The sequence below is a fragment of the Bradyrhizobium sp. TM239 genome (genome assembly GCF_036247985.1).
GTDB classification, from domain to species: Bacteria; Pseudomonadota; Alphaproteobacteria; order Rhizobiales; family Xanthobacteraceae; genus Bradyrhizobium; species Bradyrhizobium ottawaense.
The window spans coordinates 44473-68193 of the sequence record NZ_BTIR01000004.1 but is presented as its reverse complement, the minus strand read 5'-3'; the positions used below and the strand labels follow the sequence as shown (position 1 = coordinate 68193).

15 protein-coding genes are annotated in these 23721 nt (G+C 65.3%); 5 read left to right on the top strand and 10 right to left on the bottom strand.

Going from position 1 to position 23721, the window contains the following annotated elements; genetic code table 11:
- Nucleotides 1-182: 182 nt before the first annotated feature.
- The 6 genes from AABA84_RS07915 to AABA84_RS07890 all read right to left on the bottom strand — a co-directional run bounded on the left by AABA84_RS07915 (nucleotide 183) and on the right by AABA84_RS07890 (nucleotide 7004).
- The gene (locus tag AABA84_RS07915) at nucleotides 183-878 is read right to left on the bottom strand and encodes an ABC transporter ATP-binding protein (protein ID WP_212251071.1); all 696 of its coding nucleotides are present in this window, start codon (nucleotides 876-878) and stop codon (nucleotides 183-185) included.
- Nucleotides 878-1669 (bottom strand): ABC transporter ATP-binding protein, encoded by a 792-nt coding sequence (locus tag AABA84_RS07910; RefSeq protein ID WP_338308389.1) that lies wholly within the window; start codon nucleotides 1667-1669, stop codon nucleotides 878-880. The genes AABA84_RS07915 and AABA84_RS07910 overlap by 1 nt, the downstream gene beginning before the upstream one ends.
- A gap of 38 nt (nucleotides 1670-1707) precedes the next feature.
- Nucleotides 1708-3012 carry a branched-chain amino acid ABC transporter permease gene (locus tag AABA84_RS07905; protein WP_338311781.1) on the bottom strand — a complete coding sequence of 435 codons (1305 nt, stop codon included), beginning with the start codon at nucleotides 3010-3012 and terminating at the stop codon, nucleotides 1708-1710.
- Entirely contained in the window at nucleotides 3009-3956 is a 948-nt protein-coding gene (locus tag AABA84_RS07900; RefSeq protein WP_212251069.1) for a branched-chain amino acid ABC transporter permease, read from the bottom strand. The genes AABA84_RS07905 and AABA84_RS07900 overlap by 4 nt, the downstream gene beginning before the upstream one ends.
- Nucleotides 3957-4073: 117 nt before the next feature.
- Nucleotides 4074-5306 carry a branched-chain amino acid ABC transporter substrate-binding protein gene (locus AABA84_RS07895; protein ID WP_338311883.1) on the bottom strand — a complete coding sequence of 411 codons (1233 nt, stop codon included), beginning with the start codon at nucleotides 5304-5306 and terminating at the stop codon, nucleotides 4074-4076.
- 261 nt (nucleotides 5307-5567) lie between these two features.
- The gene (locus tag AABA84_RS07890; RefSeq protein WP_338311780.1) at nucleotides 5568-7004 is read right to left on the bottom strand and encodes a lipopolysaccharide biosynthesis protein; all 1437 of its coding nucleotides are present in this window, start codon (nucleotides 7002-7004) and stop codon (nucleotides 5568-5570) included.
- Between the two features lie 306 nt (nucleotides 7005-7310).
- Between AABA84_RS07890 and AABA84_RS07885 the strand changes: the two genes are divergently transcribed.
- The gene (locus AABA84_RS07885; protein WP_212251067.1) at nucleotides 7311-8378 is read left to right on the top strand and encodes an endo-1,4-beta-xylanase; all 1068 of its coding nucleotides are present in this window, start codon (nucleotides 7311-7313) and stop codon (nucleotides 8376-8378) included.
- Nucleotides 8379-8388: 10 nt separating this feature from the next.
- On the opposite strand, the gene AABA84_RS07880 is transcribed toward AABA84_RS07885, so the two are convergent.
- The 3 genes from AABA84_RS07880 to AABA84_RS07870 all read right to left on the bottom strand — a co-directional run bounded on the left by AABA84_RS07880 (nucleotide 8389) and on the right by AABA84_RS07870 (nucleotide 13692).
- Nucleotides 8389-9339, bottom strand: coding sequence for a DUF6492 family protein (locus AABA84_RS07880; RefSeq protein ID WP_338311779.1), 951 nt, complete (start codon nucleotides 9337-9339; stop codon nucleotides 8389-8391).
- Between the two features lie 95 nt (nucleotides 9340-9434).
- Nucleotides 9435-10229, bottom strand: coding sequence for an rRNA adenine N-6-methyltransferase family protein (locus AABA84_RS07875; RefSeq protein WP_338308346.1), 795 nt, complete (start codon nucleotides 10227-10229; stop codon nucleotides 9435-9437).
- A gap of 1 nt (nucleotide 10230) precedes the next feature.
- Nucleotides 10231-13692, bottom strand: coding sequence for an AAA family ATPase (locus tag AABA84_RS07870; RefSeq protein ID WP_212251063.1), 3462 nt, complete (start codon nucleotides 13690-13692; stop codon nucleotides 10231-10233).
- 142 nt (nucleotides 13693-13834) lie between these two features.
- Here AABA84_RS07870 and AABA84_RS07865 point away from each other — a divergent pair, with 142 nt between their 5' ends.
- From AABA84_RS07865 to AABA84_RS07850, 4 genes are all read left to right on the top strand, one after another.
- Entirely contained in the window at nucleotides 13835-20287 is a 6453-nt protein-coding gene (locus AABA84_RS07865; protein ID WP_338311778.1) for an amino acid adenylation domain-containing protein, read from the top strand.
- A gap of 139 nt (nucleotides 20288-20426) precedes the next feature.
- Nucleotides 20427-20597 (top strand): hypothetical protein, encoded by a 171-nt coding sequence (locus AABA84_RS07860; RefSeq protein ID WP_183237104.1) that lies wholly within the window; start codon nucleotides 20427-20429, stop codon nucleotides 20595-20597.
- Between the two features lie 233 nt (nucleotides 20598-20830).
- Nucleotides 20831-21562 (top strand): 4'-phosphopantetheinyl transferase family protein, encoded by a 732-nt coding sequence (locus AABA84_RS07855; RefSeq protein ID WP_338311777.1) that lies wholly within the window; start codon nucleotides 20831-20833, stop codon nucleotides 21560-21562.
- Nucleotides 21559-22539: an LLM class flavin-dependent oxidoreductase gene (locus AABA84_RS07850; RefSeq protein WP_338311776.1), complete on the top strand. Its 981-nt coding sequence runs from the start codon at nucleotides 21559-21561 to the stop codon at nucleotides 22537-22539. Before AABA84_RS07855 ends, AABA84_RS07850 begins: the two co-directional genes overlap by 4 nt.
- 48 nt (nucleotides 22540-22587) lie before the next feature.
- Here AABA84_RS07850 and AABA84_RS07845 read toward each other — a convergent pair whose 3' ends face one another.
- Entirely contained in the window at nucleotides 22588-23613 is a 1026-nt protein-coding gene (locus AABA84_RS07845) for a histone deacetylase family protein (protein ID WP_028142225.1), read from the bottom strand.
- Nucleotides 23614-23721: the final 108 nt, after the last annotated feature.

Below are 23721 nucleotides of genomic sequence, written 5' to 3'. Positions count from 1 at the left end.
GAAGGAAGATCGAGTGGAGCAATTGCGGGCGGGCACGGCTGGCGCCCTGCCCGCCCGTCACGAGACGTCGATCCTATTCGCCGATCACGTCGCCGAACAGCTTCATGCCGGCATCGTTCAGATGCGTATGCGCATCCCGCAGCCGCTGTATGGTGCGCGCACGTCACGTGGTCTCGTCCGCGTCAGACCTCGAGCCACTCCTGCCGCACGGCGGCATTGGCCTTGAGCTCGTCGGGGGTGCCCTCGAACACGACGCGGCCGTGCCCCATGATGTAGACGCGCTTGGAAATACGGAGCGCGATCGACAGCTTCTGCTCGACGAGAAGGATAGCGACGCCCGCCTCGGCGATGCGCGCAATGAGGTCCCCCACCTGCTGCACGATGAGCGGAGCGAGCCCTTCCGTTGGCTCGTCGATCATGATGAGGTCAGGATCCCCCATCAGCGTCCGGCAGGTCGTCAGCATCTGCTTTTCGCCACCGGACAGCACGCCTGCGGCCGTATCGGCGCGAGCGGCGAGATTGGGGAACATGTCGAGCATGTCCTGGAGCCGCCATTTGCCCGGACGCCGCGTATCCTTGATGCCGAGCAGGAGGTTCTGCCGAACCGTGAGGCTCGGGAAGATGTCGCGATGTTCAGGCACATAGCCGAGCCCGAGCCGCGCGATCTTGTGGCTCGGCAGCCCGACAATATCCTTGCCCTTGAAGCGGATCGTTCCCTGCGGGGCGACCTCGCCCATGATGGCCTTGACCGTCGTCGACCGGCCGACGCCGTTACGGCCAAGCAAGCTCACGACCTCACCCGCGGCAACGTCGAGATCGACGCCCTGAAGGATGTGGCTCTTGCCGTAATAGGCGTGGAGATCCCTGACCTCGAGCATCAGTGTGCTTCCTCGCCGAGATAGGCTTCCTTGACCTTCGGGTCGCGCCGAATCTCTTCCGGCGTACCCGACGCGATGATGTGGCCGTACACCAGGACCGAGATGCGATCGGCGAGGCCGAATACGACGCTCATGTCGTGCTCGACGATGACGAGGGTCTTGCCCTCGGTCAGCCGGCGGATCAGCGATACCGCGCGGTCGGTTTCGGCGTGGCTCATACCGGCGGTCGGCTCGTCCAACATGACGACGGTGGCGCCGCTGGCGATGGTGACGCCAATCTCGAGCTCGCGCTGCTCCGCATAAGTCAAAAGACCGGCCGGCACGTCGCGCCGATGCGTGAGATGGATGTCGTCCAGGATCTTCGCGGTCCGCTCGCGTACCTCGGGCAGGCTGTCGACATTCTTCCAGAAGGCGTAGCGATGCCCGGTCGCCCACAGCACGGCGCAGCGCACGTTCTCCCAGACCGACATCCGCGCGAATACGTTGGTGACCTGAAACGAGCGCGACAGGCCGCGCCGGTTGATCTCGAATGGCCGCAAGCCCGAGATCACCTCGCCGTTCAGCTTCACCTCACCCGAGGTCGGCTTGATATGACCGCTAATCAGGTTGAATGTTGTCGACTTGCCCGCACCGTTCGGCCCGATGATGGCGTGACGCTCGCCTTGCGCGACGCTCAGGTTGAGATCGCGGATAATGCCGACATTGCCGAAACGTTTTTCGACGGCGCGGACCTCGATGGCTGCGCTTCTTCCGGGGACCGGTCCGCTCTTTTCAGACACCGCTCCGCTCATGCCAGAGACCGCTTCGCTCATGCCAGAGACCGCTTCGCTCATGCCAGATACCCCCGGTCACGGGCGACCGTCGCGGCCCTGTCCCACGCGTCGGCGATCCGCCGCCAGGTCAGCCGCGCGACGAAAGCGCCGCCGACCACGAGAACTGCGGCTACCATCCATGTCACCGGCGAGGTCGGCTTGAAGCCAATGCCAAGCAGGTTGATGGTCTCGCCGCCGGAATAGCGCGCAACCGTCTCGATGGTCAGGATGACGCCGCAGGTCAGCGCCAGGGTCGGCACGACGGCGACGAGATAGGAGGGGATCACCGTCCACAGCGCACCCGCACGAACCAGCGGCCGGTGCATCATCAAGAGGCCGGCAATGCCGCCAGGCGAGAACATCACGATGCCGATGAAGATGATGCCGAAATAGAGCTGCCACACGCTGGTGACGCTGGTCAGCCCAAGCTGGAGATAGGTCACCAGGATCGCGCCGAGGATCGGCCCGAAGAAATAGGCAGTGCCGCCGATGAAAGTCGAGAACAGCACGAGGCCCGACTGGATCGCGCCGAGATAGGCGGAGTTCGCAATCTCGAAATTGATCGCGGCGAGCCCGCCGGCGACACCGGCGAAGAAGCCGGCAAAGCAGAAGGCGAGATAGCGGACCACGTGCGGGTCGTAGCCGATGAACTGGACGCGTTCAGGGTTGTCGCGGACGGCATTGCTGATCCGCCCGAGTGGCGTCCGAGTCAGCGCGTACATTGCGATCGCCGACAGCACCAGCCAGAACGCGATGAGATAATAGACCTGAAGCTGCGGGCCGAACGACCAGCCGAACATTTTTGGCAACGCGGTGCGGTCTGTGGTGATGCCGGCTTCGCCGCCGAACACCGAGCGCAGGATCAGCGAGGACGATGCCACCAGCTCCCCGATGCCGAGCGAGATCATCGCGAACACCGTGCCGGCGCGCTTGGTCATCACCCAGCCGATGATGATTGCGAACACAAGGCCGCCGAGCCCGCCGAACAGCGGGATGAAGGGCAGCGGGATCGGCCATCCATGCGAGACCACGGCGTTCATCATGTGGCAGGCCGCGAAGCCGCCAAGGCCGTAATGCACGGCATGACCGAACGACAGCAGGCCGGTCTGGCCGAGCAGGATGTTGTAGGACAGCGCAAAGACGATCGCGATGCCGATCAGGCTGAACGATGTCAGCGAGCCGCCGGAGGAAAATAGCATCGGCAGGACGATCAGCGCGGCGATGCCGAGCAGCCAGATGCCGTAGAAGCGGAGGCCGTCGCCGGCGGGCTTGTCTGCAGTCTTCAATGTCGGAGTCGATGTCGGGGTCACCTTGGCGTTCATGACTCGCGCGTCCCCATCAGGCCCATGGGGCGTACGATCAGGATGATCACCAGCAGCAGATAAGGCACGATCGGCGCGACCTGGGCGATGGTGACATTCCAGATGTCGGTGAGCACGGAAGGACCGGCCGACGGATCGAGCGGGCCGAACGCACTCGCGAGCGAACCATCGAGCGCCACCGCAAAAGTCTGCACCAGGCCGATGACCAGCGAGGCGACGAAGGCGCCCGGCAGCGATCCGAGTCCGCCGAACACGATCACCACGAACAGGATCGGTCCGAGCGCCGCGGCCATGTCAGACTGCGTCACCAGCGCGGGACCGGCAATGACACCGGCAAGGCCGGCCAGCGCGCTGCCGACGCCGAACACCGCCATGAACACGCGGCCGACATTGTGGCCGAGATGGCCAACCATGTGCGGATGCGTCAGCGCCGCCTGCACGATCAGGCCGACGCGGGTGCGCTTGAGCACGATCAGCAGCGCGATGAAGATCACGACCGAGACGGCCAGCATGAAGAGCTTGTAGGCGGGATAGTTTGTCGAGAAGATCGTGAAGGCCGGGAAGTCGAGCAGCGTGGGCACGCGGTAGTCGACCGGGCTCTTGCCCCAGATCATCGACACGATCTCTTCGATCGCGAACGCGAGGCCGAACGTCAGCAGCAGTTCCGCGACGTGGCCGTGCTTGTGCGTGTTGCGCAGGCCATAGCGCTCCACGGCCATGCCGATGGCGCCGACCAGCAACGGCGCCAGCACCAGCGCCGGCCAGAAACCGATCCATTTGGTGAGCTGGAAGCCGAAGAAGGCGCCGAGCATGTAAAAGCTGGCATGGGCGAAGTTGAGCACGCCCATCATGCTGAAGATGACGGTGAGCCCGCTCGACAGCAGGAAGAGCAGCATGCCGAACAGCACACCGTTCAAGGTCGAAATGACAATGAGTTCAAGCACAGCGCACTCATCTCTGGCCGGGGCCTTGGCCCCGGGTGAATATCGCCCGATCAGACGTCGTCCGGCCGCCGTCCTCCCGAGACCGATGCCGGCCACGGGAAAACGACGGTTCGGTGATTACGGCCGCGCCATCTTGCAGGTCGTGGAGACCATGGCCTGCGGCGTGTCGACCTTGGAAACCGGATGCCAGCCCCAGCCGGTGTTCTCCTCATCGAACGGCTCGTTGGCGGCGAGCTTGCCGAAGGACGAGATGTAGATCGGCTGGAAGAACTGGTGGTCGTCCTTGCGCATGAGGCCCTGGCCGCCGTCGAGAACCTCGAACTTCAGGTCCTCGAGCGCCGCCGCGACTTTCACCGGGTCGACCGAGTTGGCCTTCTCGGCGGCCGCCTTGAACATGCGCATCTCGTTGACCGCACGCGGATACCACAGCGAGATGCCGACCTTGGCGCGGAACGCCTTTTCGAAATCCATTGCCACCTGGTTGCCCGAATTGGCGAAGCCTTCGGTGATCTGGAAGACCTGGTGATCGAGACCGGTCTGCTTGATCGCGGTCGGGCCACCGGCGCCGCCGGCATAATACGTGTACCAGTTGACCTTCAGCCCGGCATCGGCGGCAGCCTTGAGCAGCAGCGCGATGTCCTGGCCCCAATTGCCGGTGATGACGCTGTCGGCGCCGGACGCCTTGATCTTGGCGATGTAGGGCGAGAAATCGGTGACCTTGAGCAGCGGATGCAGCTCGTCGCCGACGATCTGGACGTCAGGGCGCTTGGCGCCCAGCATCTTGCGCGCATCACTGCGCACCGACTGGCCGAAAGAATAGTCCTGGTTGATCAGATACACCTTTTTGACCGAAGGCGTGTCCTTCACGTAGTTGGTGAGCGCTTCCATCTTGATGTCGGAGCTGGCATCCCAGCGGAAATGCCAATAGCTGCACTTGTCGTTGGTCAGGCTCGGATCGACGGCGGCGTAGTTGAAGTACAGGACTTCCTTACCGGGATTGCGCGTGTTGTTCTTGCTGATGAAGTCCGTGAGCGCCGCGGCGACCGACGAGCCGTTGCCCTGGGTAATGTAACGGACCCCCGCGTCGATGGCCTTCTGGGCCTGCACCAGGCTCTCCTGCGGATTGGTCTTGTTGTCGAGACCGACGATCTCGATCTTTTTGCCGAGGATTCCGCCCTTGGCGTTCATCTCGTCGGCCAGATACTGAAAGGTCTTCAGGCCACCCTCGCCGACGCTCGCACCGCCGCCGGAAAGCGGATCGATGTAGCCTATCTTGATGGTGTCCTCGGCCGACGCGGCATGACCCAGCATCGGGGCTATCAAGGCAATGGCCAAAGTGAGCTTGCGCATCATTTAGTTTCCTCGCTGGTTATCGACTTTAGTCGATGATCCCGTTGCGCTTATTGCGGCGCAATTTGGGACCCTAATGAGCAGAACGGACGTTGTTTTTCAAGCGCAGCAGAACATGGCTCCGGCCTCGGCTATGACATGTGCAGGCGACTGCCGGTCTCTTCCGGATAGCTTTCACCGCAGGAGACAGCGTCAGGAGGGGAATTATCGCGCAGAGGCTGCGGACCGTGATGCAGGCGCGACAATCCGCGTCAGCGCCGACTAGGCGCCCAGAGCCTTGCGGTTGAAGGTTCGCAGGAAACGCAGCGACAACGTCCGGATATTGGCGACGTTGAGGAGCCAGGCCGCCCCGACATAGACAAGGCCGCCGGCGAGGCTGACGATGACGAGCGCCACGAAGCCGGTGCCGCCCGCTTGCGACCGCGCAGCCAGGATCGCAGCCGCCATCGCCGCAGCGGAGGTCGCAATGCCGGCGAGGCGACCGAGGTCGAATGGGACCGGGTGGGCGCGATGCATCAGGACGACGGCAACGAGGAAGCCGATCGCTTCGGTTACGAGCGTTGCCAGCGCCGCGCCGTAGAGGCCGTAGCCGGCGACCAGCGCGAACATCAGGACCACGCTGACCACCAGCGTGAGAAATGATTGGGCCGCCAGCATGAAGGGCCGCTCGGCCAGTTGGAAGCTGATCTGCACGTAGAACTGATTGGCGATCCCGAAGAAGCGGGCAAGCACCAGGATGGGCAGCAGCGCCGACACGCCGGCGCGGAAGTCCGCGCCGACGAGCGTGCCGGCGACCTGATCCGCGGCAAGCGCGAGCCAGATCGCAACGGGCGTGACGACGACGAGCAGCAGCTCGAGACTTTCAGTCAGCCGCTCCCGCGTCGTCTCCTTGCTGTTCTCGGACAATGACCGGAACACCAGCGGCACGGTGGCCGCGGCGACGCTGGATGCGATCATGACCATGAACTGGCGCGGCAGGTCTGCGGCAACGCCGAAGATGCCGGCGGCGTCCTTGCCGAGCAGATAGGCGACGATGAGCCGGTCGCAGGCCGAATAGACCGCAACGGACAATCCGGCGAGCGTCAGCGGCAGGCCGTAGCGCGCGAGCTGCATGAACTGGCTGCGCTGGAAGCGGGCGATCCTGGTGCGGTCGCCGACGAGGTTCAGGACGATGCCGGTGAGCGACCCCAGACCAAACGCGGCCAGCAGCCCCAATCCGCCCCAGCCGAGCCAGATGCCGAGAAGGCCGAAGCCGACGCTCGACACGCTGCGCACGATCGAGATCGCGGCAAACCGGTAGGGCCGCAACTTGGCGCGTTCGAACTCCTGGCCGACATCGACCGCATTGGCCATGATCGCGACGAACATGCTGGCAAGCAGCAGCTCGACACTGAGGTCGCTGCGGAACAGGAAGACCAGCGGGGTCGTGGCGCAGAGCACCGCGACGGTGAGCCCGAAGGCCACCATCGCCGTGCCGCGAAAATCCACCTCCGCCGACATCGCCTGATAGCGGGACACCGACAGCTTGATCCAGGCGAAGAAGATCGCGCCCAGAATGCCGGCGAGGCTGATGCCGACGACATAGACGCCGTACTCCGCCGGCGTCAGCAGCCGCGTATAAGCCGTGACAGCAAAGAAGCCCACCGCCGCAGGCAGGATGTAGGCGACGAGATAAATCGAGAAATGGCGATTCAGCATGCGAGCACGGGACCGGCAGCGGTCTTGCGAGTGTGGCGGCCGTTCATCAATGGGGCCTGGCGGGGCGAGCGAATGCGCCGCAGCATCCCTCAAGAGTGTCACATAAGTCTGCAGATCGGGCGGCGAATGAAGCTCCAAAGCCGCTTTCGCGCGTTAGCGTTAAATTTGCCCTTCCTGGAGCAGCAAGGCGCGATCACGAAAAGGAACCATGACTTCCAGGCGGCAGAGGTTAACCCAACAAGGCGAAACCCCGGCGTCGCGAGGCGCCGCTTGGTACGATGGTGCGTTGGTTCGAAAAGGACGGCCGTGACCAGGCTCGACAGACGCGAATTTCTTCTTGGCGGCGCCGCAGCACTCGCGGCGGGCGCATCCGCGTCCGCAGCGCCGGCCTCGAAGCTTGCCCAGCGCCATCAAGGTTTTGGCGCGGCAGCCACGCTCTGGGATTTGCAAGCCGATCCCAGGCTGGGCGAAGCCATCAGCACCTATTGCACGCAGGTCGTGCCGGTGCTCGAGCTGAAATGGCCGATGCTGCGGCCGAATGCGCACACGTTCAATTTCGAGCGCGCCGACGCTATTCTGGACTTTGCGCGGGACAACGATCTGACGATGCGCGGCCACGCGCTCGCCTGGTATCACGACATTCCGGACTGGACCAAGCAGATCAAGGACACCAGGGGCGTCGAGCGCGCCTATGTCGACCACATCGGCACCGTCGTCTCCTACTACAAGGACAAGCTGACCTCGTGGGACGTCGTCAACGAGCCGATCCCGGACAATCCCCGCAGCCCAAAGGACCGGCGCGACACGTTCTGGACGCAGCATCTCGGTCAGAGCTGGATTCCGCTGGCGTTCCGCACGGCGGCCGCGGCCGATCCGTTCGTCAAGCTCGCGATCAACGAATACGACATCGAGTCGGCCAAGGACTCCTTCATTGCCAAGCGCGCGGCTTACCGCAATCTGATCATGGACCTGCTCGACCAGGGCGTCCCCCTGCACGCCGTCGGGCTGCAGTCGCATCTGCATGCCGAGCTCGAGATCGACACCCATGGACTCGCCGAGTTCGTCACCGAGCTGCGCTCGTGGGGGCTTGAGGTGTATGTCACCGAGCTCGACGTCGACGACCAGAAGCTGACGGGCAATCCGGCGGAGCGCGACGCCATCGTCGCCAAGCGCGTCAACGACCTGCTGACGGCCATTTCGACCAGCGGCCCGGTGCGTTCGATCCTGACCTGGGGCCTCTCGGACCGCTACAGCTGGATCAACGGCACCTTCGCCCGCGCGGACAAGCAGCCGAACCGGCCCCTGCCGCTCGACGGCGAATTCAAGCCAAAGCCGTTCATGGACGTGATCAGCAAGTTCACGAAGGACGTCTGAACGCGCGAGCTTAGCCGCGCGTCTTCACCTCGAACTCGGCCGCGTCTCCCATATCTTCGGGCGACAGGCTCGGAGCCCGGCGATCGCGCGAGCTGAGGCGGAACACGTCGCGGATGTCCTCGACCGAGGTCGACGAATAGGACTGGATGCAGAGCGCGACCTGCTCGGGCGAAGCGGCGCGCATCAGCGCTTCGATGGCGGTACGGTCGAGCGGCGTGTCGTCCCAATGCGAGACCGCAATGCTGTCTTCGGTGACCCGATGGGCAGCGAGATGCGCGGGCGAGTTCGCGACAAAATGGCCATACATCAGATATTCCGAGAACTTCTTCTTCCGGCACAGCGCCAGAACCCAGTTCAAGCCGGTCGCCGACTTGATTTGCGCAGTCATCGCGCGCGCGGTGTCCTTGTCCCATACCAGCGCGTTACCGACGTAGTCGTCGGCGGGGAAGGAGCGGTCCTTGATGCCGAGCAGCTGATCGACGGTGCGCAGCCACACCCCATGCAACGGGTGGTCAGCACCGATGTCCTTCGGCGTGACGAACAGCGGCGTCTTCTCAGCCCCGGCATATTGGCCGACGTCGAATTCGCGGAAGAACAGGTTGTCCGAATCCAGGATGCAGACGCGCTGCTCGGGCGCGTTGAGGACGCCGGCGATCTTCAGGATCTGCTGGATGTGCCAGCCGTGCACCGGCGAGGACAGCAGCGACAGCCAGACCCGCCGCTTGCTGATGAACTGGAGCGCCGGCGGCAGTGCAAACAGCCATTTCGGCAAATAGCGCGAGGCCGGAACGATGACGCGCTTATCGGAGGCGAACCGCGCGAACAGCGGCACATCCTCATCGTTAACGAGAACATAATGCCGCGTGTATCCCGAGAGCCAGGTGTCGATGCTCTCGCTGAGCAGCGAAAAGCGCTCGATATCCTTGGCGTAGCTGGCGGTCAGCAGGGCAACGGAATGCATGGAGCGCGCTCAAATGGCCATCAGGCCGTACTCATAGCCGCGCCGGGATGCGTTGGATACTTCCATTCGCAATCAAGGTAAAATGAAACGAAGTGTTAGCCATCCGCCGGCAACCCCTGCTCGATCCCGCGGAAGCGCAGCGGCGCCAGCGCTGAGGCCCGCTGCCACCAGTCGGCGACGCGGTCGTCGAGGGCGGTGATACCGCGGCCGTGGCCGGGGAAAATCCGGATCTGCTGCACCGCCTCGGCTTCGTACCCCCTGCCCTTGCGCGTGATCTTGAGGGCGGCGCCTTCACGGTCCCGCTGGGTCAGCGGCACCAACAGGCGGCCGCGCGGCCGAAGCGCCTCGAGCCAGAGCGGATGCGGATGTGAGAAGCCGGCGTGGACGATGATCGCGTCAGCGGGCTCGCGGATCTCCCCACATCCATCGCCATGAAACACGATGACGTTGCGATAGGGGCGAAGATAGTTCGCAGCACGGAACGCCAGGCGCTGGTCGCAATCGACCGCCATCACGCGCCCTTTCGGACCGACCATCTTCGACAGGATCGCAGTGAAATAGCCGAGCCCGCAGCCGATCTGGACCACGCGGTCCTTTTCCCTGACGTCGAGCACATCGATAAGATGGGCCCACAGGCTCGGCAGCCCGGTGTCGAGCTTGCGGCGCGCGTCGATCGCGACCAGCACGTTGTCATAGAGATGAACCGGATCCGCATCGGGCGTCAGCCGGTAGCTGCGCGCCGCCTCGCTCTTGACGCGCCAGCGCCCCCTCGGCAGAAAGTCTTCGCGCGGGACGGCAGCGAGCGCTTCGAGCAGGCGCTTTGAGGCAATCCGCTCGCGCTTTGCAATCAGCTCGACGTAACGCGCACGCGCGGCGGCAAGATCACTCATGTCAGGGATCGGCGCGTTCGCGGACCGGTGCGTCCGCACCGAGCTCCTTGACGAGCTGCACCGCCTGCTTCAGGTCCGGCGTGTAAAAACCCTCGCTGAACTTGCCGACAACGGGCACGAGCAGCAGACTCGCGTGCTCGCGCCTGCCGGCCTGATGCGACAGGCGCGCGAGGCTGACGGCGGAGCGAAGCTCCCAGGACAGCGCGCCCTGCTTGCGCGCGGTCTCCAGCGAGAGAGCGAACAGATCGCCGGCCTCCTGCGCCGAGGCCGGGTCGCCGTCCGACAGCGTGATCTCGCCTTGCAGGCGGTAGACTTCCGCGAGATAGGAGTGATCGCCGGTCCGCCGCGCGGTTGCGAGCGCGCCGTCGAGCGCGCGCAAGGCGGCCTCGCGCATCCCGACCTTGGCGTAGGCTTCCGCAAGCAGGCATCGGAACCAGCAGCCGGCGAGCCAGGAATCCATCGCCTCGTACTCGTCGAGGCCGAAGCGCATCTGGCTGAGGCCTTCATCGGCCTCGCCGAGTTGCGTCAGCGCCCAGCCGCGCAGGATCGCCGCCTGCTGCTTCCAGTGCAGGAAATTATGTTCGGTGGCGATGATCATGGCGCGGTTGGCATGGTCGCGCGTGCCCTCGACGTCGCGCAAATGCTGGCAGAGATACGCACCGAACACGAGCGCGAAGGCGAGCGTGAAGGGATGGCGGATCTTCTCGGCATTCGCGATCGCCTGCTCGCTGTGCTGGCGCGCCGCGTCGGGCCGGCCGAGGAACCACAGGAGATAGCCCAGATAGGACAGCGAGACGACGCCGGGATCGGTGCCGTGCCGCTCCATCAGATCGGAGTGGAGATCTGGGCTGTAGAGGTTGATGCAGCGGTGCAGATGATGTTGGGAAGCGGCAAAGCGCCCGCGATAGAGCATGGTCATCGCGATCGAGCGGTGTGCCTCGATCAGATAGCCGGTCTGCTGCGCCGGCTGAGCCCGCTCGTTCAGCCGCTCGCGCTTGGCGAACTTCAACAGCTCGACGCTGAGATCGTGCGCGCGGGTAAGATCGGCGCGGATGAAATGGCAGACCCAGAGGCCGCGGGTGGCGGCGAAGGTCTTTTCGTCGTCGTCGAGCTGCTGGCCGAGCTCGAGCGCGCGGATGTAGTTCTCCTCGACCTCCTGCACCGCGTAGCCCTTGGCGGCGATCAGCGCGTTGCCGAGCGCGATGCGCAGCTCGAGCTCCATCTCGTCGGCACCCTGCATCCGCGCATTGGCCTGCACGACGCTGAGGCCGCGGCGCAGATGGCCGATCGCCTCCAGATTGGCGCCGCTCTTGGCCGCCTGCTTGCCGGCCTTGAGCCAAAAGCTCGCGGCGCCTTCACTCTGGCCGGATTCGGTCAGGTGATGGGCGAGCAGCTCGGGCTCGCGATCGGTCTTCTCCGGATACATCTCGGCCAGCACCTGGGCGATCCGGGAATGCAGCTTGCGCCGCTCGCTGTGCAACAGACTCGCATGCGCGGCATTCTGGATCATGACGTGCTTGAAGGAGTAGAGCGCGTCGGGCGGAAGACCGCGGCGCATGATCAGCCCGGCCTGCTCCAGATGATTGAGCGCCGCCTCGATCTGTTCCGCCGGCGTGTTGGCGACCGCGTGCAGCGTCTCGTAGGAAAACTCGCGGCCGATGGTCGCGCCGATCTGCGCGATCCGCTTGAACGGCCCCATCCGGTCCAGCCGCGCCATCAGCGAGTCGGTCAGGGTTGCCGGGATCGCGAGCTGCCGCCACGGGCCCGACAGCACGTAGCGCCCATGCCGCTCGGTCAGGAGGTTGGATTCGAGGACCGTCTTGGTCAGCTCCTCCAGGAACAGCGGCACGCCGTCGGTCTTGACGATGATCTCCTCGACCACCTCCTTGGGCAGCTCCCTGCCGGCGACGCGCTCCACCAGCGTGGTGCGCAACTGCCGGCTCAGACGGTTCAGCACCAGCGTCGTGATGTGCGAATGCGCGTCCCAGCTCGGCTGGAATTCGGACCGTGCGGTGATGATGACCAGGATCGGCCGGTTCTGCACCCGGTCGACCAGCAGATCGATCACCTCGCGGGAGGTCGGGTCGATCCAGTGCAGATCCTCGAACGCGATCACCAGCGGCATGTCGCGCGCAAGGCCGAGGAAATGATTGACCAGCGCCAGGGCGGTCGCATCCTTCTGCTGCTGCGGCGACAGCTCGAGCGGCGGATAGCGGTCGCCGGTCGGGATCGACAACAGCGCGGCAAACAGCGGCGTGACCTGCCCGATGTCGCCGTGAGCGGCGGCGATCGCGCTCTCCAGGCTCGCCAGCGACAGCGCGGACGCATCCTCGCGGTCGAGGCCGAGGGAGAATTTGAGCTGCTCGGCGAACGGATAGAACGCGGTGGACGTGTAATAGGGCGAGCACTGGAACGAGACCTGGCCATGGCGGTCGCCCGATATCCGCTCGAAGATTTCCTGGATGATGCGCGACTTGCCGATGCCGGGCTCGCCGAACTTGACCACGACCTGGCCGTCGCCGTCCTTGGCCTGCTGCCAGCGCCCCATCAACAGCGCGATCTCCTCCTCGCGGTTGACGAGCGGTGTCAACCGCGTGCCCATGGCGGCGGCGAATCGGGTCTCCACCCGCGAGGCGCGCACGACGTGCCAGGCCTGTGTCTTCTCGGATATCCCCTTCAAGGCGTGGACCCCGAGATTGCGGTAGTCGAACTTCCCCTTCAGCAGCGACTGGGTCGACGAGGAAATCACCACGCCGTTGGGCGGCGCGAGGCCCTGCAGCCGCGCGGCGAGATTAACGGTTTCGCCGACCGCGGAGTCGCGCTCTTCGGTGCCCTGTCCGACGAGGTCGCCAACTACGACGAGACCGGTCGCAATCCCGATACGGACGGCGGGTGAGTGGCTGAGCGCACCGCGCGGCTCGGTCGCGCGTGCGGTCGATAGCAGCCGCACGATCTCGAGCCCGGCACGCACCGCGCGTTCGGCATCGTCCTCATGTGCGGTCGGATAGCCGAAATAGACGAGGATACCGTCGCCGACGAAACGGGCGGCAAAACCTTCGTAATGCTTGACCACGCGGACGCAGGTCTCGCGAAAGCTCGCGATCATGTCGCGGACGTCTTCCGGATCGAACTGCACGGACAGCGAGGTGGAATCCACCATGTCACAGAACATGGTGGTGAGCTGACGCCGTTCAGCGCCGACCTCGGTGCGGGTTTGCGGCACCATTGTCGCGGGCGCCTCGGCTGTTTCCGCCTGGAACAGCGCTGCCATCGCCCGTTGCAGCCGCTTGCGATCGCCGAGCGGCAATCCGAGCTCGACCAGATCGGATTCGGTCAGGTCGCCCATGACGTCGAGATCGAGACGGTGCTGTGCGAAGAGATCGGTGTAATGGCCGAGGCCGACGCCCTCGAGCCAGCGCTTCAGCCCGCCATCCGTTCCCGTGTCCGGCTCATTCTCCAGCATGGTGATTTCCGCCCGACCATAATTCCGTCGAAGGGCTTAGGGCCCCTCAACCACAGATTTTGCGGCCAAAACTTCACCTCAGACTGGACGCGTTCCCTGACTTCTTGGAAGAATAGCTCAATCGGATCAAAAGGGAACGGAATTGTCGGACGTCACACTCCCAGCCCCGGAGGAATCAAGCGGCGCGGCAGCCGAAACCAAGACATTCGCCCATATCGGCGGCCTTCTCGATTTCTATGCCCGCAAGATTCCGGCGGCGCCCGCCCTCCTCGCCCCAGGTCGTCCCGTCCTCAACTACGGCGCGCTTGGCGAGGTGACGCAAAATCTTGTCGGCACGCTGCGCCGGCTCGGCATCACCCCTGCCGACCGGATTGCGGTTGCGCTGCCGCGCGGCGCCGACAGCGCGCTGGCGCTGATCGCGGTCGCATCGAGCGGCGCCTGCGTCCCCATCAATCCCGATCTGACCGCGGACGAGCTGCAACGCTATTTCAGCGAACTGAAGCTGACCGCGCTGGTGACGCGGGCCGACATGAACTCGGCGAGCCGCGACGTCGCCAAGGCACTCGATATCGCGGTGATCGATTTCGTGCCGGGGCCGCAAGACGATCTCGGCGGCTGCAAGTTCATCGGTCCGACGGTCGGGCCGGCGACGACCGGTGGCGCCTCGCGCGGCGACGACGATGCGTTCATCCTGTTGACGTCGGGCACGGCGGCGCGGCCGAAAATGGTGCCGCTGACACATCGCAATGTGTGCCTGTCCGCCTATAATGCCGGCCGCGTGCTGTCGCTCACCTCCCACGATCGCCTGCTCAACGTCCTGCCGCTCTTTCACGCCCATGGCTTGATTTCTGGACTGCTGACGGCGCTCGCGGCCGGCTCCAGCGTGATCTGCACCGACGGCTTCGACGCAGTGTCTTTTTTCGGCTGGATGCGCGAGCTGCAGCCGACCTGGTACACGGCGGTGCCAACCATTCATCGCGCGCTGCTGACGGCGGCGGAATCCGACCCGGACCGTGCCCGATCGTCGTCGCTGCGCCTGATCCGCTCGGCCTCGGCCTCGCTCGCGCCGACGATCCTCCAAGGGCTGGAGGCGACGTTCGGCGTTCCCGTGCTCGAGACTTACGGCATGACCGAAGCGGCCTCGCAGATCGCGGCCAATCCGTTCGAGCTGCGCAAGGTCGGATCGGTCGGCCGCGCCGCCGGCCCCGAGATCGCCATCATGGACGAGACCGGCCGGATGCTTGCGAGTGGCGAACGCGGCGAGATCATGCTGCGCGGACCAAACATGAGCCGCGGTTACTACAACGACGAGGCGGCGACACAGGCCGCATTCCGCAACGGCTGGTTCCGGACCGGCGATCTCGGCTATCTCGACGCTGACAGCTATCTCTTCATCGTCGGCCGCATCAAGGACGTCATCAACCGCGGCGGGCAGAAGATCTCGCCGCTCGAAGTGGAAGAGGTCCTGCTCAGCCATCCGGCCGTGCTGGAGGCGGGCGTGTTCGCGGTGCCGCACCCAAAGCTCGGCGAGAACGTCGCCGCCGTCGTGGTGCTGCGGCCCGATGCCGAGGCGACCTCGGACCAGTTGCGCCAGTTCGCGCGAAAGAGGCTCGCAGCCTACAAGGTGCCGAGCCTGATCCGCAGCGTGGCAGCCCTGCCGAAAGGCGGCAGCGGCAAGGTCAAGCGCAACGCGCTGGCCGGGCTGATCGTCAGGCCGGACGACGGCGACGAGGCGCGGCTGCCGCGCACCGCGGTGGAGACCCAGCTCGCTGCGATCTGGGCCGGCCTGTTGGAGCTGCCACAGGTCGGAATCGATCAGGACGTGTTCGCGCTCGGCGCGGACTCCCTCGCAGTGACGCAGATGCGCTCGCGCCTGCGCGAACGCTTCAACGTCGACTTCTCGTTCGAGGACATCTTCGATTGTGCCACGGTCGCCGCGCTTGCGGCCCGGATTGACACCGCCGCAAACCAGCGCGGGGCGGGCCTACCAGCCTGGCGGCAGGCGACGGAAATAGACGCGCCGCTCTCGTTCCAGCAGCAGCGGATGTACGTGCTCTCGCGACTCGACCCGACGCGCTACAATTACAACGTCGTCGAAGTCGCAATGCTCAAGGGCCAGATCGACGTCGCCGCGCTTCAGGCGAGCCTTGCCGCGATCAGCACGCGCCACGAGGCGCTGCGCTCGGTCGTCGTCGAACGGCAGGGCGAGCCGACGCAGCTCGTGCTGCAATCGCTGCCGCGGTTCGAGCGGATCAAGCTCAAGCCGTGTCCTGCGGACAAGCGGGCCGCAGTGATCAGGCGCGAGGCGCTCAAGCTCGCGCAATATCCGTTCGACCTGGCGCGCGAGCCGCCGCTGAGAGTCACGCTGCTTTCATTCGACAAGACGAGCCATGCACTGGTGGTCAACGTTCATCACCTCGTCACCGACGGCTGGTCGCAACGCCTGTTCTGGGAGGAGCTTGCCGCCCATTACGCCGCCGCACACGAGAAGAGCGCGGCGGTATTGCCTTCGTCCGCTTTCCAACATCGCGATTTTGCGCTCTGGCAGCAGAGCTGGTCGCGGACACCGGCGGCGAAGGAGCAGCTCGATTACTGGCGGACGCAACTCGACGGTGTCACCACGCTGCCGCTGCGGACCGACCGGCCGAGGCCCGAGGTCTGGAGCGGTCACGGCGCCCGCCACTATCTCGAATTCTCCAGGTCGCTGTCGGCCGAGCTGCGCGCGCTGAGCCAGAACCAGGGCGTCACGCCTTTCATGACGCTGCTCGCAATATTCCAGTGCCTGCTGTTCCGCCACACCGGGCATGAGGACGTCGCGACGGGATCGCTGATCGCCAACCGCAACCAGATCGAGAGCGAACGCCTGATCGGGCTGTTTGCCAACACCCTGATCCTGCGCAACGATTTTGGCGGCGACCCGAGCTTCAGCGAGATGTTGCGGCGGGTCCGCCAAGTCACGCTCGATGCCTACCGCAACCAGGACCTTGCGATCGAGGAGGTGTTGCGCGCATTGCAGATCGCACGCCGCAGCGACGGCAATCCGCTGTTCCGGATCATGTTCATCCTCCAGAACGCCTCGATCGAGGCGGCGCGTTTCACGGGCCTCTCGACGCGGCGGCTGGAGATCGATCCGAAGGTGGCGCGCTTCGACATCACGCTCGAGCTGGTCGAGGCCGACGGCCGCTTCACCGGCTTCTTCGAATACGCCACCGATTTGTTCGACGCGGCGACGATCGACGGCATGGCCGCGCAGTTCAAGACAATGCTCAAGGCTGCCATCGCCAATCCGGAACAGCGCATCTCGCGCCTGCCGCTCCTCAACGAGGCCGAACGCCGGCAATTGCTGGCGACAGGCCGGGGCGCGCCGGCCAATTTCACCATCCGCGGCAATGTGAGCGAACGCTTCGACCGCCAGGCCAGGACGACGCCGAACGCCATCGCGGTGACGGATGGACACACCTCTCTGCCCTATCGCGAGCTGGCGCGCCGCAGCCAGTCGGTTGCGCGCTGGCTGGCGCGCGAAGGCGTCGGTGCCGAGAGCGTGGTGGCCTTGCTTGCGGATCGCGGCCCCGACCTGCTCGCCGCGATGATCGGCGTACAGCGCGCGGGCGCGGCCTTCCTCAATCTCGATCCCGAACTTCCACCGGCGCGGCTCGCGACCATTCTCGGATCGAGCTGCGCCCGCATGCTGCTGACCGGCCGCGCGCGGTCACCCATGGTCGCCGCGCTGCTCGAACCACTGGTCGAGCGCATCCCGGTGGCCGAACTCGAAGATGCGATCGCCTTGGGATCGACCAAGCCGGCCCGCGCCGTACGGCGCGCAGCCTCAGGCCTCGCCTATCTCATCTATACGTCCGGCTCCTCCGGCGCGCCGAAGGGCGTCATGATCGAGCAGCGCGGCCTGTCGAACCATCTCGCCTCGCTCATCTCCGAGCTCGGCCTCTCCGCCAGGGACGTCATCGCGCAGTCCGCGCCGCAGAGCTTTGTCATCTCGGTCTGGCAGTTCCTGGCGGGCCCGATGATCGGCGCGCGCGTGCATGTTTGCGACAACGCGGTCGTGCAGGACCCGATCCTGCTGGCGCGGGAGATCGAGCGCGAAGGCATCACGGTGCTCGAGATCGTCCCATCGCTGCTCCGCGTGATCCTCGATCGCATGGAGGAGCTGCCGATCCAGCGCGCCTTTGCGAGATTGCGCCTCCTGATCTCGACCGGCGAGCCGCTGCCCGTCGAGCTCTGCCGGGCCTGGTTCGCCCGCTGCCCGAAAGTACCGCTGATCAACGCCTATGGCGCTTCGGAATGTTCCGACGACGTCTCCCTGCACCGCCTGACCAAAGCACCGGCGAACGCGACGGGCAACGTTCCGATCGGCGCGCCGCTGCCGAACACCCAGCTCTACGTGCTCGACGCCAACCTTGAGCCTCTGCCGGTCGGCGTGACCGGCGAGCTCTGCATCGGCGGCGCCGGAATCGGCCGCTTCTATGTCAACGATCCCGCGCAGAGCCGGCAGCGCTTCCTGCCCGATCCGTTCGCGCGCCAGCCAGGCAGTCGGCTTTATCGGACCGGCGATCTTGCCCGCCGCCGTGCCGACGGGACGATCGAAAGCCTCGGCCGCGCCGACCATCAGGTCAAGGTCCGCGGCTACCGCATCGAGCTCAAAGAGATCGAGAACGCGCTGGCCGACCATCCGGGCGTGCGGGCCGGCATCGTCGAGCCGCGCCGCGAGGCGAGCGGCGACGTCAGGCTGATCGCCCATATCGTCGCAAAGCCCGGCAGCCGGATCAGTGCCAGCGAGCTGCGCGAATTCCTGAAGAGCCGGTTGCCGGGCCACGCCATCCCGTCCGCATTCCTGTTCCTGGATCACATGCCGCTCAATGCCCATGGCAAGATCGACCGGTCCGCACTGCTGGCGCCGGCGCAGCAGGAGGCGCCTGGACCGGACGCGACCGTGCCGGCGCGGCGCTTTGCTGAAAAGGTGCTGTCCGACATCTGGATCGACCTGCTCAAGGTGGAAAGCCTCGGCGTCACCGACAATTTCTTCGACCTCGGCGGCCACTCGCTGCTGGCAGGCCAGGCGATGGCGCGCGTCGCCCGGGCGCTCGGCGTGTCGCTGCCGATCAAGACCATCTTCGAGGCACCGACGATCGAGGGGCTTGCCCGGCGGGTCGACCAGGCCATGGCGGCGACGCCGCGCAAGCCTGCCGCAAGCGTGACAAGCCTGGCTGAAGCGGGCCTCACCGACGGCGGCGGGCCAACGCTCTCGATCGCGCAGGACCAGATGCTGCGGATCGAGCAGAACCTCCCGGGGTTGCCGCTGTTCAACCTGCCCTTCGCGTTCCGTCTCCAGGGCCCGCTCGATGCGGCCGCCCTCGCCCAGGCAATCGACGATGTCGTACGCCGGCACGAATCGCTGCGGACCGCGTTCGGCTGGAACGGCGAGGAGCCCCTCAGCCGCATCGCCGCACCCGGCACCCTCCGCGGGGTCCTGACCATCGAGACGATCGGCGACGGTGACGCCCACACCAACAAGCGGCGCAAGGCCCTGGAGCTCCGGAAGATCGATCTTCTGATCCAACAGGAGACCTCTACGCCGATCGACACCGCGCGCGCACCGCTGCTCCGCGCCCGGCTGTTGCGGCTCCACGACGCCGATCATGTGCTGCTGCTGACGCTGCATCACGCCATCGTCGATGGCTGGTCGATCGGCGTGCTGTTCGAGGAATTGTCGAGCCGCTATGCGGCGCTGGCCGGATATCCGTCGGCGCCGCTGCCGAAGCTGCCCCCGGCCTTTTCGGACGTCGCACGCTGGCAGCGCTGGTGGTGCGGCACGGACGCCGCCCGCCGGCAAGCGGCGGACTGGACGGAGAATTTGCGCGGCGCGGCCCCTGTCTTCGATGGCGAATCAAGCCCGGGCGCGTCCACCGCGCATCATCCGGTCAGCCTCGAGCGTGAGCTGATCAGCCGGCTCACGACGTTCGCCGGCCGGCACAATTGCACGCTGTTCATGTGCCTGCTCACCGGTCTGAAGGCCCTGCTGCTGGCCCGGACAGGCCGTACCGACATCGCGGTCGCCACCGCCATGGCCAATCGCACCCAGCCGGACACCGACCGAATCATCGGCCCGTTCGAGAACACGGTGATCGTCCGCACCCAAATCACGCCGGAGCTGTCGTTCGCGCAAGCCCTGGCGCGGGTACGCCAGAGCGTGCTCGACGCGCATGCGCGGCAGGAGCTGCCCTTCAACATCCTGGCCGACCATCTGGAGCGGGAGGGGATCAATCCGGCCTCGCTGCTCCAAGTCTATTTCACGCTGCAAAACCCGCTGCGCCAGCCGCTCGATCTGCCGGATCTCACGACAGGATCGATCGGCAACATCGCACGCGAAGGCCAGCCGGTGCTCCCGATCGACCAGACCTGGCTGTCGCTGATGCTCAAGGAGCGCCCGACCGGCATCACCGGCTCATGCAATTACAAGCACGAGCTGCTCGACGGCCGCACGGTCGGCGCGTGGATGGAGGATCTCGTTGCGTTGCTGGGGGCCGCCGTTGCCCAGCCCAACACGCCGCTCGACGGATTACTCGCGCGCAACGCGGCTTGAGCGGATGACGTCACGGACGAATACGGGTTCACTCGCCAAAGCTGTGAATGACCAAGTTGCATCTTGATTATTTGGCGCCATCGCGCAAGATTATTCCGGCGTTTTGATTTGGACGATTATTTTCAACCGGGGGAGTGTTATGGGTTTCATCAAATTTACCAAGGGTACCTCGTTGAGCGACAAGGACCGCAAGGCCCTCCAGAAGCTGCTCGGTGCCGAGAAGAAGAAGCTCCAGTCCGCGCTGAAGGACGTCGACGCCAGCCTTTCGGTGCTTGGCGGGTCGAAGAAAGCCAAGAAGAAGAAGAAGTAAGATTCGTCGGCCGGGACGCCGAACGAATCTTCAGGCTTCATTTTTCGGGGATGGGCCGCTCGCGTGTCGAGTTGGGGTCTCGCACAAGCTTGCGCCTGTAAACCGGCCTGCAAATCGACAAGAATTCGCCCGGGTGGACCGCTAGAAACGGTCCGCTTGATTGATTCTTGCTCAGTTGTTTCTTCCGTCGGGACCCGGGGGCTGCCCTCTGCCTGACGCAAAAGGCCCAATTGATGGCGGACGACAGAATTGAACTCTTTGTCGGACTGATCGAGTCCATCGACGCGCCGGGCGCGGTCGAGGCGTGCCGACGGCTGCTCTCGGTCGACGAACGCGTCCGGGCCGATCGCTTCATGTTCGAGCGGCACCGACGGCAATATATTTTCGCGCATGCGATGCTGCGCCTGGCGCTGTCGCAGATCGCCTCCAACGTCGCGCCGTCCGACTGGTCCTTTACAGCCGGCCGCTATGGGCGGCCGTTTGTCGCAGCGCCCGCGACCTCGAGCGCGCTGCATTTCAGCCTGTCTCACGCCGACGGCTGCGTCGCCTGCGTCGTGTCAAAGCATGAGTCCGTCGGCGTCGACGTCGAAACCGTGTCGCGGCGGGTGGCGCCGCTGTCCACCGCGCTTCGCTTCTTTGCGCCGGAGGAGGTCGAAACGCTGCGCGGGCTGCCGGAGCCCGCGGCGACCGAGCGCTTCTTCGACTATTGGACGCTCAAGGAGGCCTATCTGAAGGCCAGGGGCTTTGGGCTCAATTTGCCGCTCGACGCCTTCGCGATGCAGGTCTCGCGCGAGGCCATCGAGATCAGCTTCAAGCCCGATATCGCCGACGATCCCGACGGCTGGCGCTTCTCGCTGTGCTCGCCCTCGCCCTCGCATCGCCTCGCGATTGCCGACGGCTCCCGCGCGAACGGCGGCCTTCCCATCAGCCGCAATGCCTGGCCGCTCCAGGAAGCGGCTGAATGACGCCGCCGCGGCTGCGCGTCTTTCCCGCGATTTCGCGCAACCGCGATCCCCAGAAATATGTCGGCGAGCTGATGCGGGTGGCTGAGTTCGCCGACCGCAACGGCTTCGAAGGCATTTTGCTGTTCGAAGGCAACGACGTGTTCGTCGAGCCCTGGGCCATGGCCCAGCACATCATGGGTGCGACGGCGCAATCTTCGCCGCTGATCGCCGTCAATCCGGTCTACATGCACCCGTTCACCGCGGCGAAATTCGTCTCGTCCCTGGCGCAGCTTCACGGCCGCAAGATCTATCTCAACATGATCACGGGGACGGCGGTCAGCGACTTGCAGGGGCTCGGCGACGACCAGTCGCATGCCGACCGCTATATCAGGCTCGGCGAATTCGTGGGGCTGATGCGGCAGTTGCTGTCGAGCCCGCGGCCGGTGAATTTCGAGGGCCGATTCTACCGTGCGCACCATCTGCAGCTTCGCCCGCGCCTGCCGGCGGAGCTGATGCCCGAATTCCTGATCGCGGGGCAATCCGAGGCGGCCCAGCGCGTGGCGAAGGAGACCGGCTGCATCAAGATGCAGATGCTGCCGCCGGATCTCGATCGCGGCCTTAACGCGCCCGGCATGAATTTCGGCATCTTCGCGCGCGAGGGACGCGAGGAGGCGCGGCAGGCTGCACAGATGCGTTTCCGCGACAACCCCGACGATCGCGAGCTTCTCGTGCTCACCATGGAGAACACCGATTCCGTGTGGAAGCGGCATCTCTATGCCGGCCAGAGCGGCGAGCTCGGGGACAATGGCTATTGGCTGCTGCCGTTCCTGACCTTCCAGGCCGACTGTCCCTATCTCGTCGGCAGCTACCAGGAGATCGGCGCGAAGCTGAAGGACTTTGCGGCCAAGGGCCTGACCACTGTTATGCTCGACATGGTCGCCGACGAGACCGAGATGCAGCACGTCTGCAAGGCGCTCGCGGCGAGCGGGATGTTTTGAGGGTGCCTCCTCTCCTTCTCCCCGTTCTTACGGGGAGAGGCGAAGATATCACCTTGCCTCTTCAAATCCCGCCAGCACCGAGGTCAGGTTCGCGCCCAGAATATCCGAGAGATAGCCGCCCTCCTGCACGAACACAGTCGGCAGGCCCATCCTGGCGATGGCCTGGCCGATGCGGCGGAAGCCGGGCGTGGTGACGGCCAATCCCTTGAGCGGATCGTGCTCGGAGGCATCGAGGCCGAGCGCGATCACGAGCGCGCCCGGCGCAAAGGACTCGATCGCCTTGCGCGCGACGTCCATCGCCTGGATGTAGCCGTCATCGCCGGTGCCGATCGCCAGCGGGATATTGAGATTGGTGCCGAGGCCGGGTCCCTCGCCGCGCTCGTGGGCATAGCCCCACACATAGGGATAGTAGGCAATGGGATCGGCATGGATCGACACCGTGTAGACGTCGGGCCGGGCGTAGAAGATGCCTTGGGTGCCGTTGCCGTGATGGACGTCGACGTCGAGGATCACGACGCGCTCGTGCTTCTGCCGCAGATGCGCGGCGGCGATCGCGCTGTTGTTGAGAAAGCAGAAGCCGCCGGCCATGTCGCGATAGGCGTGATGACCGGGCGGACGGCAGAGCGCATAGGTCGCATCCTCACCGTCCATCACCATCTGCGCGGCGGTGACCGCAACGTCGGTTGCGGCGCAGGCCGCCGCCCAGGTGCCCGGACCGATCGGCGCCGCGGTGTCGGCGGTGTGCCAGCCGAGCTTGCCGACGATGTGGGTCGGGTAGGTCGCGGCATGCCGCACCGGATGGATGTTGCCGATCATCTCCGGGCCGGAATCGCCGAGCGCGGTCCAGGCGTCCCAGGCTTCGCTCAGGAACGACAGATATTCCGGACTGTGAATGCGCGCGCGAGGCCCCTGCCCGAATGTCGTCGGCTCGACCAGCTGGTGCTTGCCGTCCTTCAAGCCCTTGAGCAGGCGGTCGGCGCGCTCCGGCTGCTCGGTGGTGCGTTTGACGACACCGCGGACCAGGAAGAATTGCGGATCGTGACTGCGGTGCAGTTCGGTATGGACGGCTTTCACTCAAACACTCCGTGCTTGCTTTGAAGATGCCACAGCTGTCTTGATCGCTGCGGCCGCCAGATGCAAGCAAGAAGAATGCCGCGCCAGTCGCGGGAGGCTTGATCGTCG

What these genes read in the sequence shown, in the direction of transcription:
- AABA84_RS07915 (WP_212251071.1), bottom strand. Translation starts at nt 878, where the DNA reads ATGCTCGAGGTCAGGGATCTCCACGCCTATTACGGCAAGAGCCACATC.
- AABA84_RS07860 (WP_183237104.1), top strand. Translation starts at nt 20,427, where the DNA reads ATGGGTTTCATCAAATTTACCAAGGGTACCTCGTTGAGCGACAAGGAC.
- AABA84_RS07905 (WP_338311781.1), bottom strand. Translation starts at nt 3,012, where the DNA reads ATGAACGCCAAGGTGACCCCGACATCGACTCCGACATTGAAGACTGCA.
- AABA84_RS07890 (WP_338311780.1), bottom strand. Translation starts at nt 7,004, where the DNA reads ATGCTGAATCGCCATTTCTCGATTTATCTCGTCGCCTACATCCTGCCT.
- AABA84_RS07870 (WP_212251063.1), bottom strand. Translation starts at nt 13,692, where the DNA reads ATGCTGGAGAATGAGCCGGACACGGGAACGGATGGCGGGCTGAAGCGC.
- AABA84_RS07850 (WP_338311776.1), top strand. Translation starts at nt 21,559, where the DNA reads ATGACGCCGCCGCGGCTGCGCGTCTTTCCCGCGATTTCGCGCAACCGC.
- AABA84_RS07895 (WP_338311883.1), bottom strand. Translation starts at nt 5,306, where the DNA reads ATGCGCAAGCTCACTTTGGCCATTGCCTTGATAGCCCCGATGCTGGGT.
- AABA84_RS07875 (WP_338308346.1), bottom strand. Translation starts at nt 10,229, where the DNA reads ATGAGTGATCTTGCCGCCGCGCGTGCGCGTTACGTCGAGCTGATTGCA.
- AABA84_RS07855 (WP_338311777.1), top strand. Translation starts at nt 20,831, where the DNA reads ATGGCGGACGACAGAATTGAACTCTTTGTCGGACTGATCGAGTCCATC.
- AABA84_RS07880 (WP_338311779.1), bottom strand. Translation starts at nt 9,339, where the DNA reads ATGCATTCCGTTGCCCTGCTGACCGCCAGCTACGCCAAGGATATCGAG.
- AABA84_RS07910 (WP_338308389.1), bottom strand. Translation starts at nt 1,669, where the DNA reads ATGAGCGGAGCGGTGTCTGAAAAGAGCGGACCGGTCCCCGGAAGAAGC.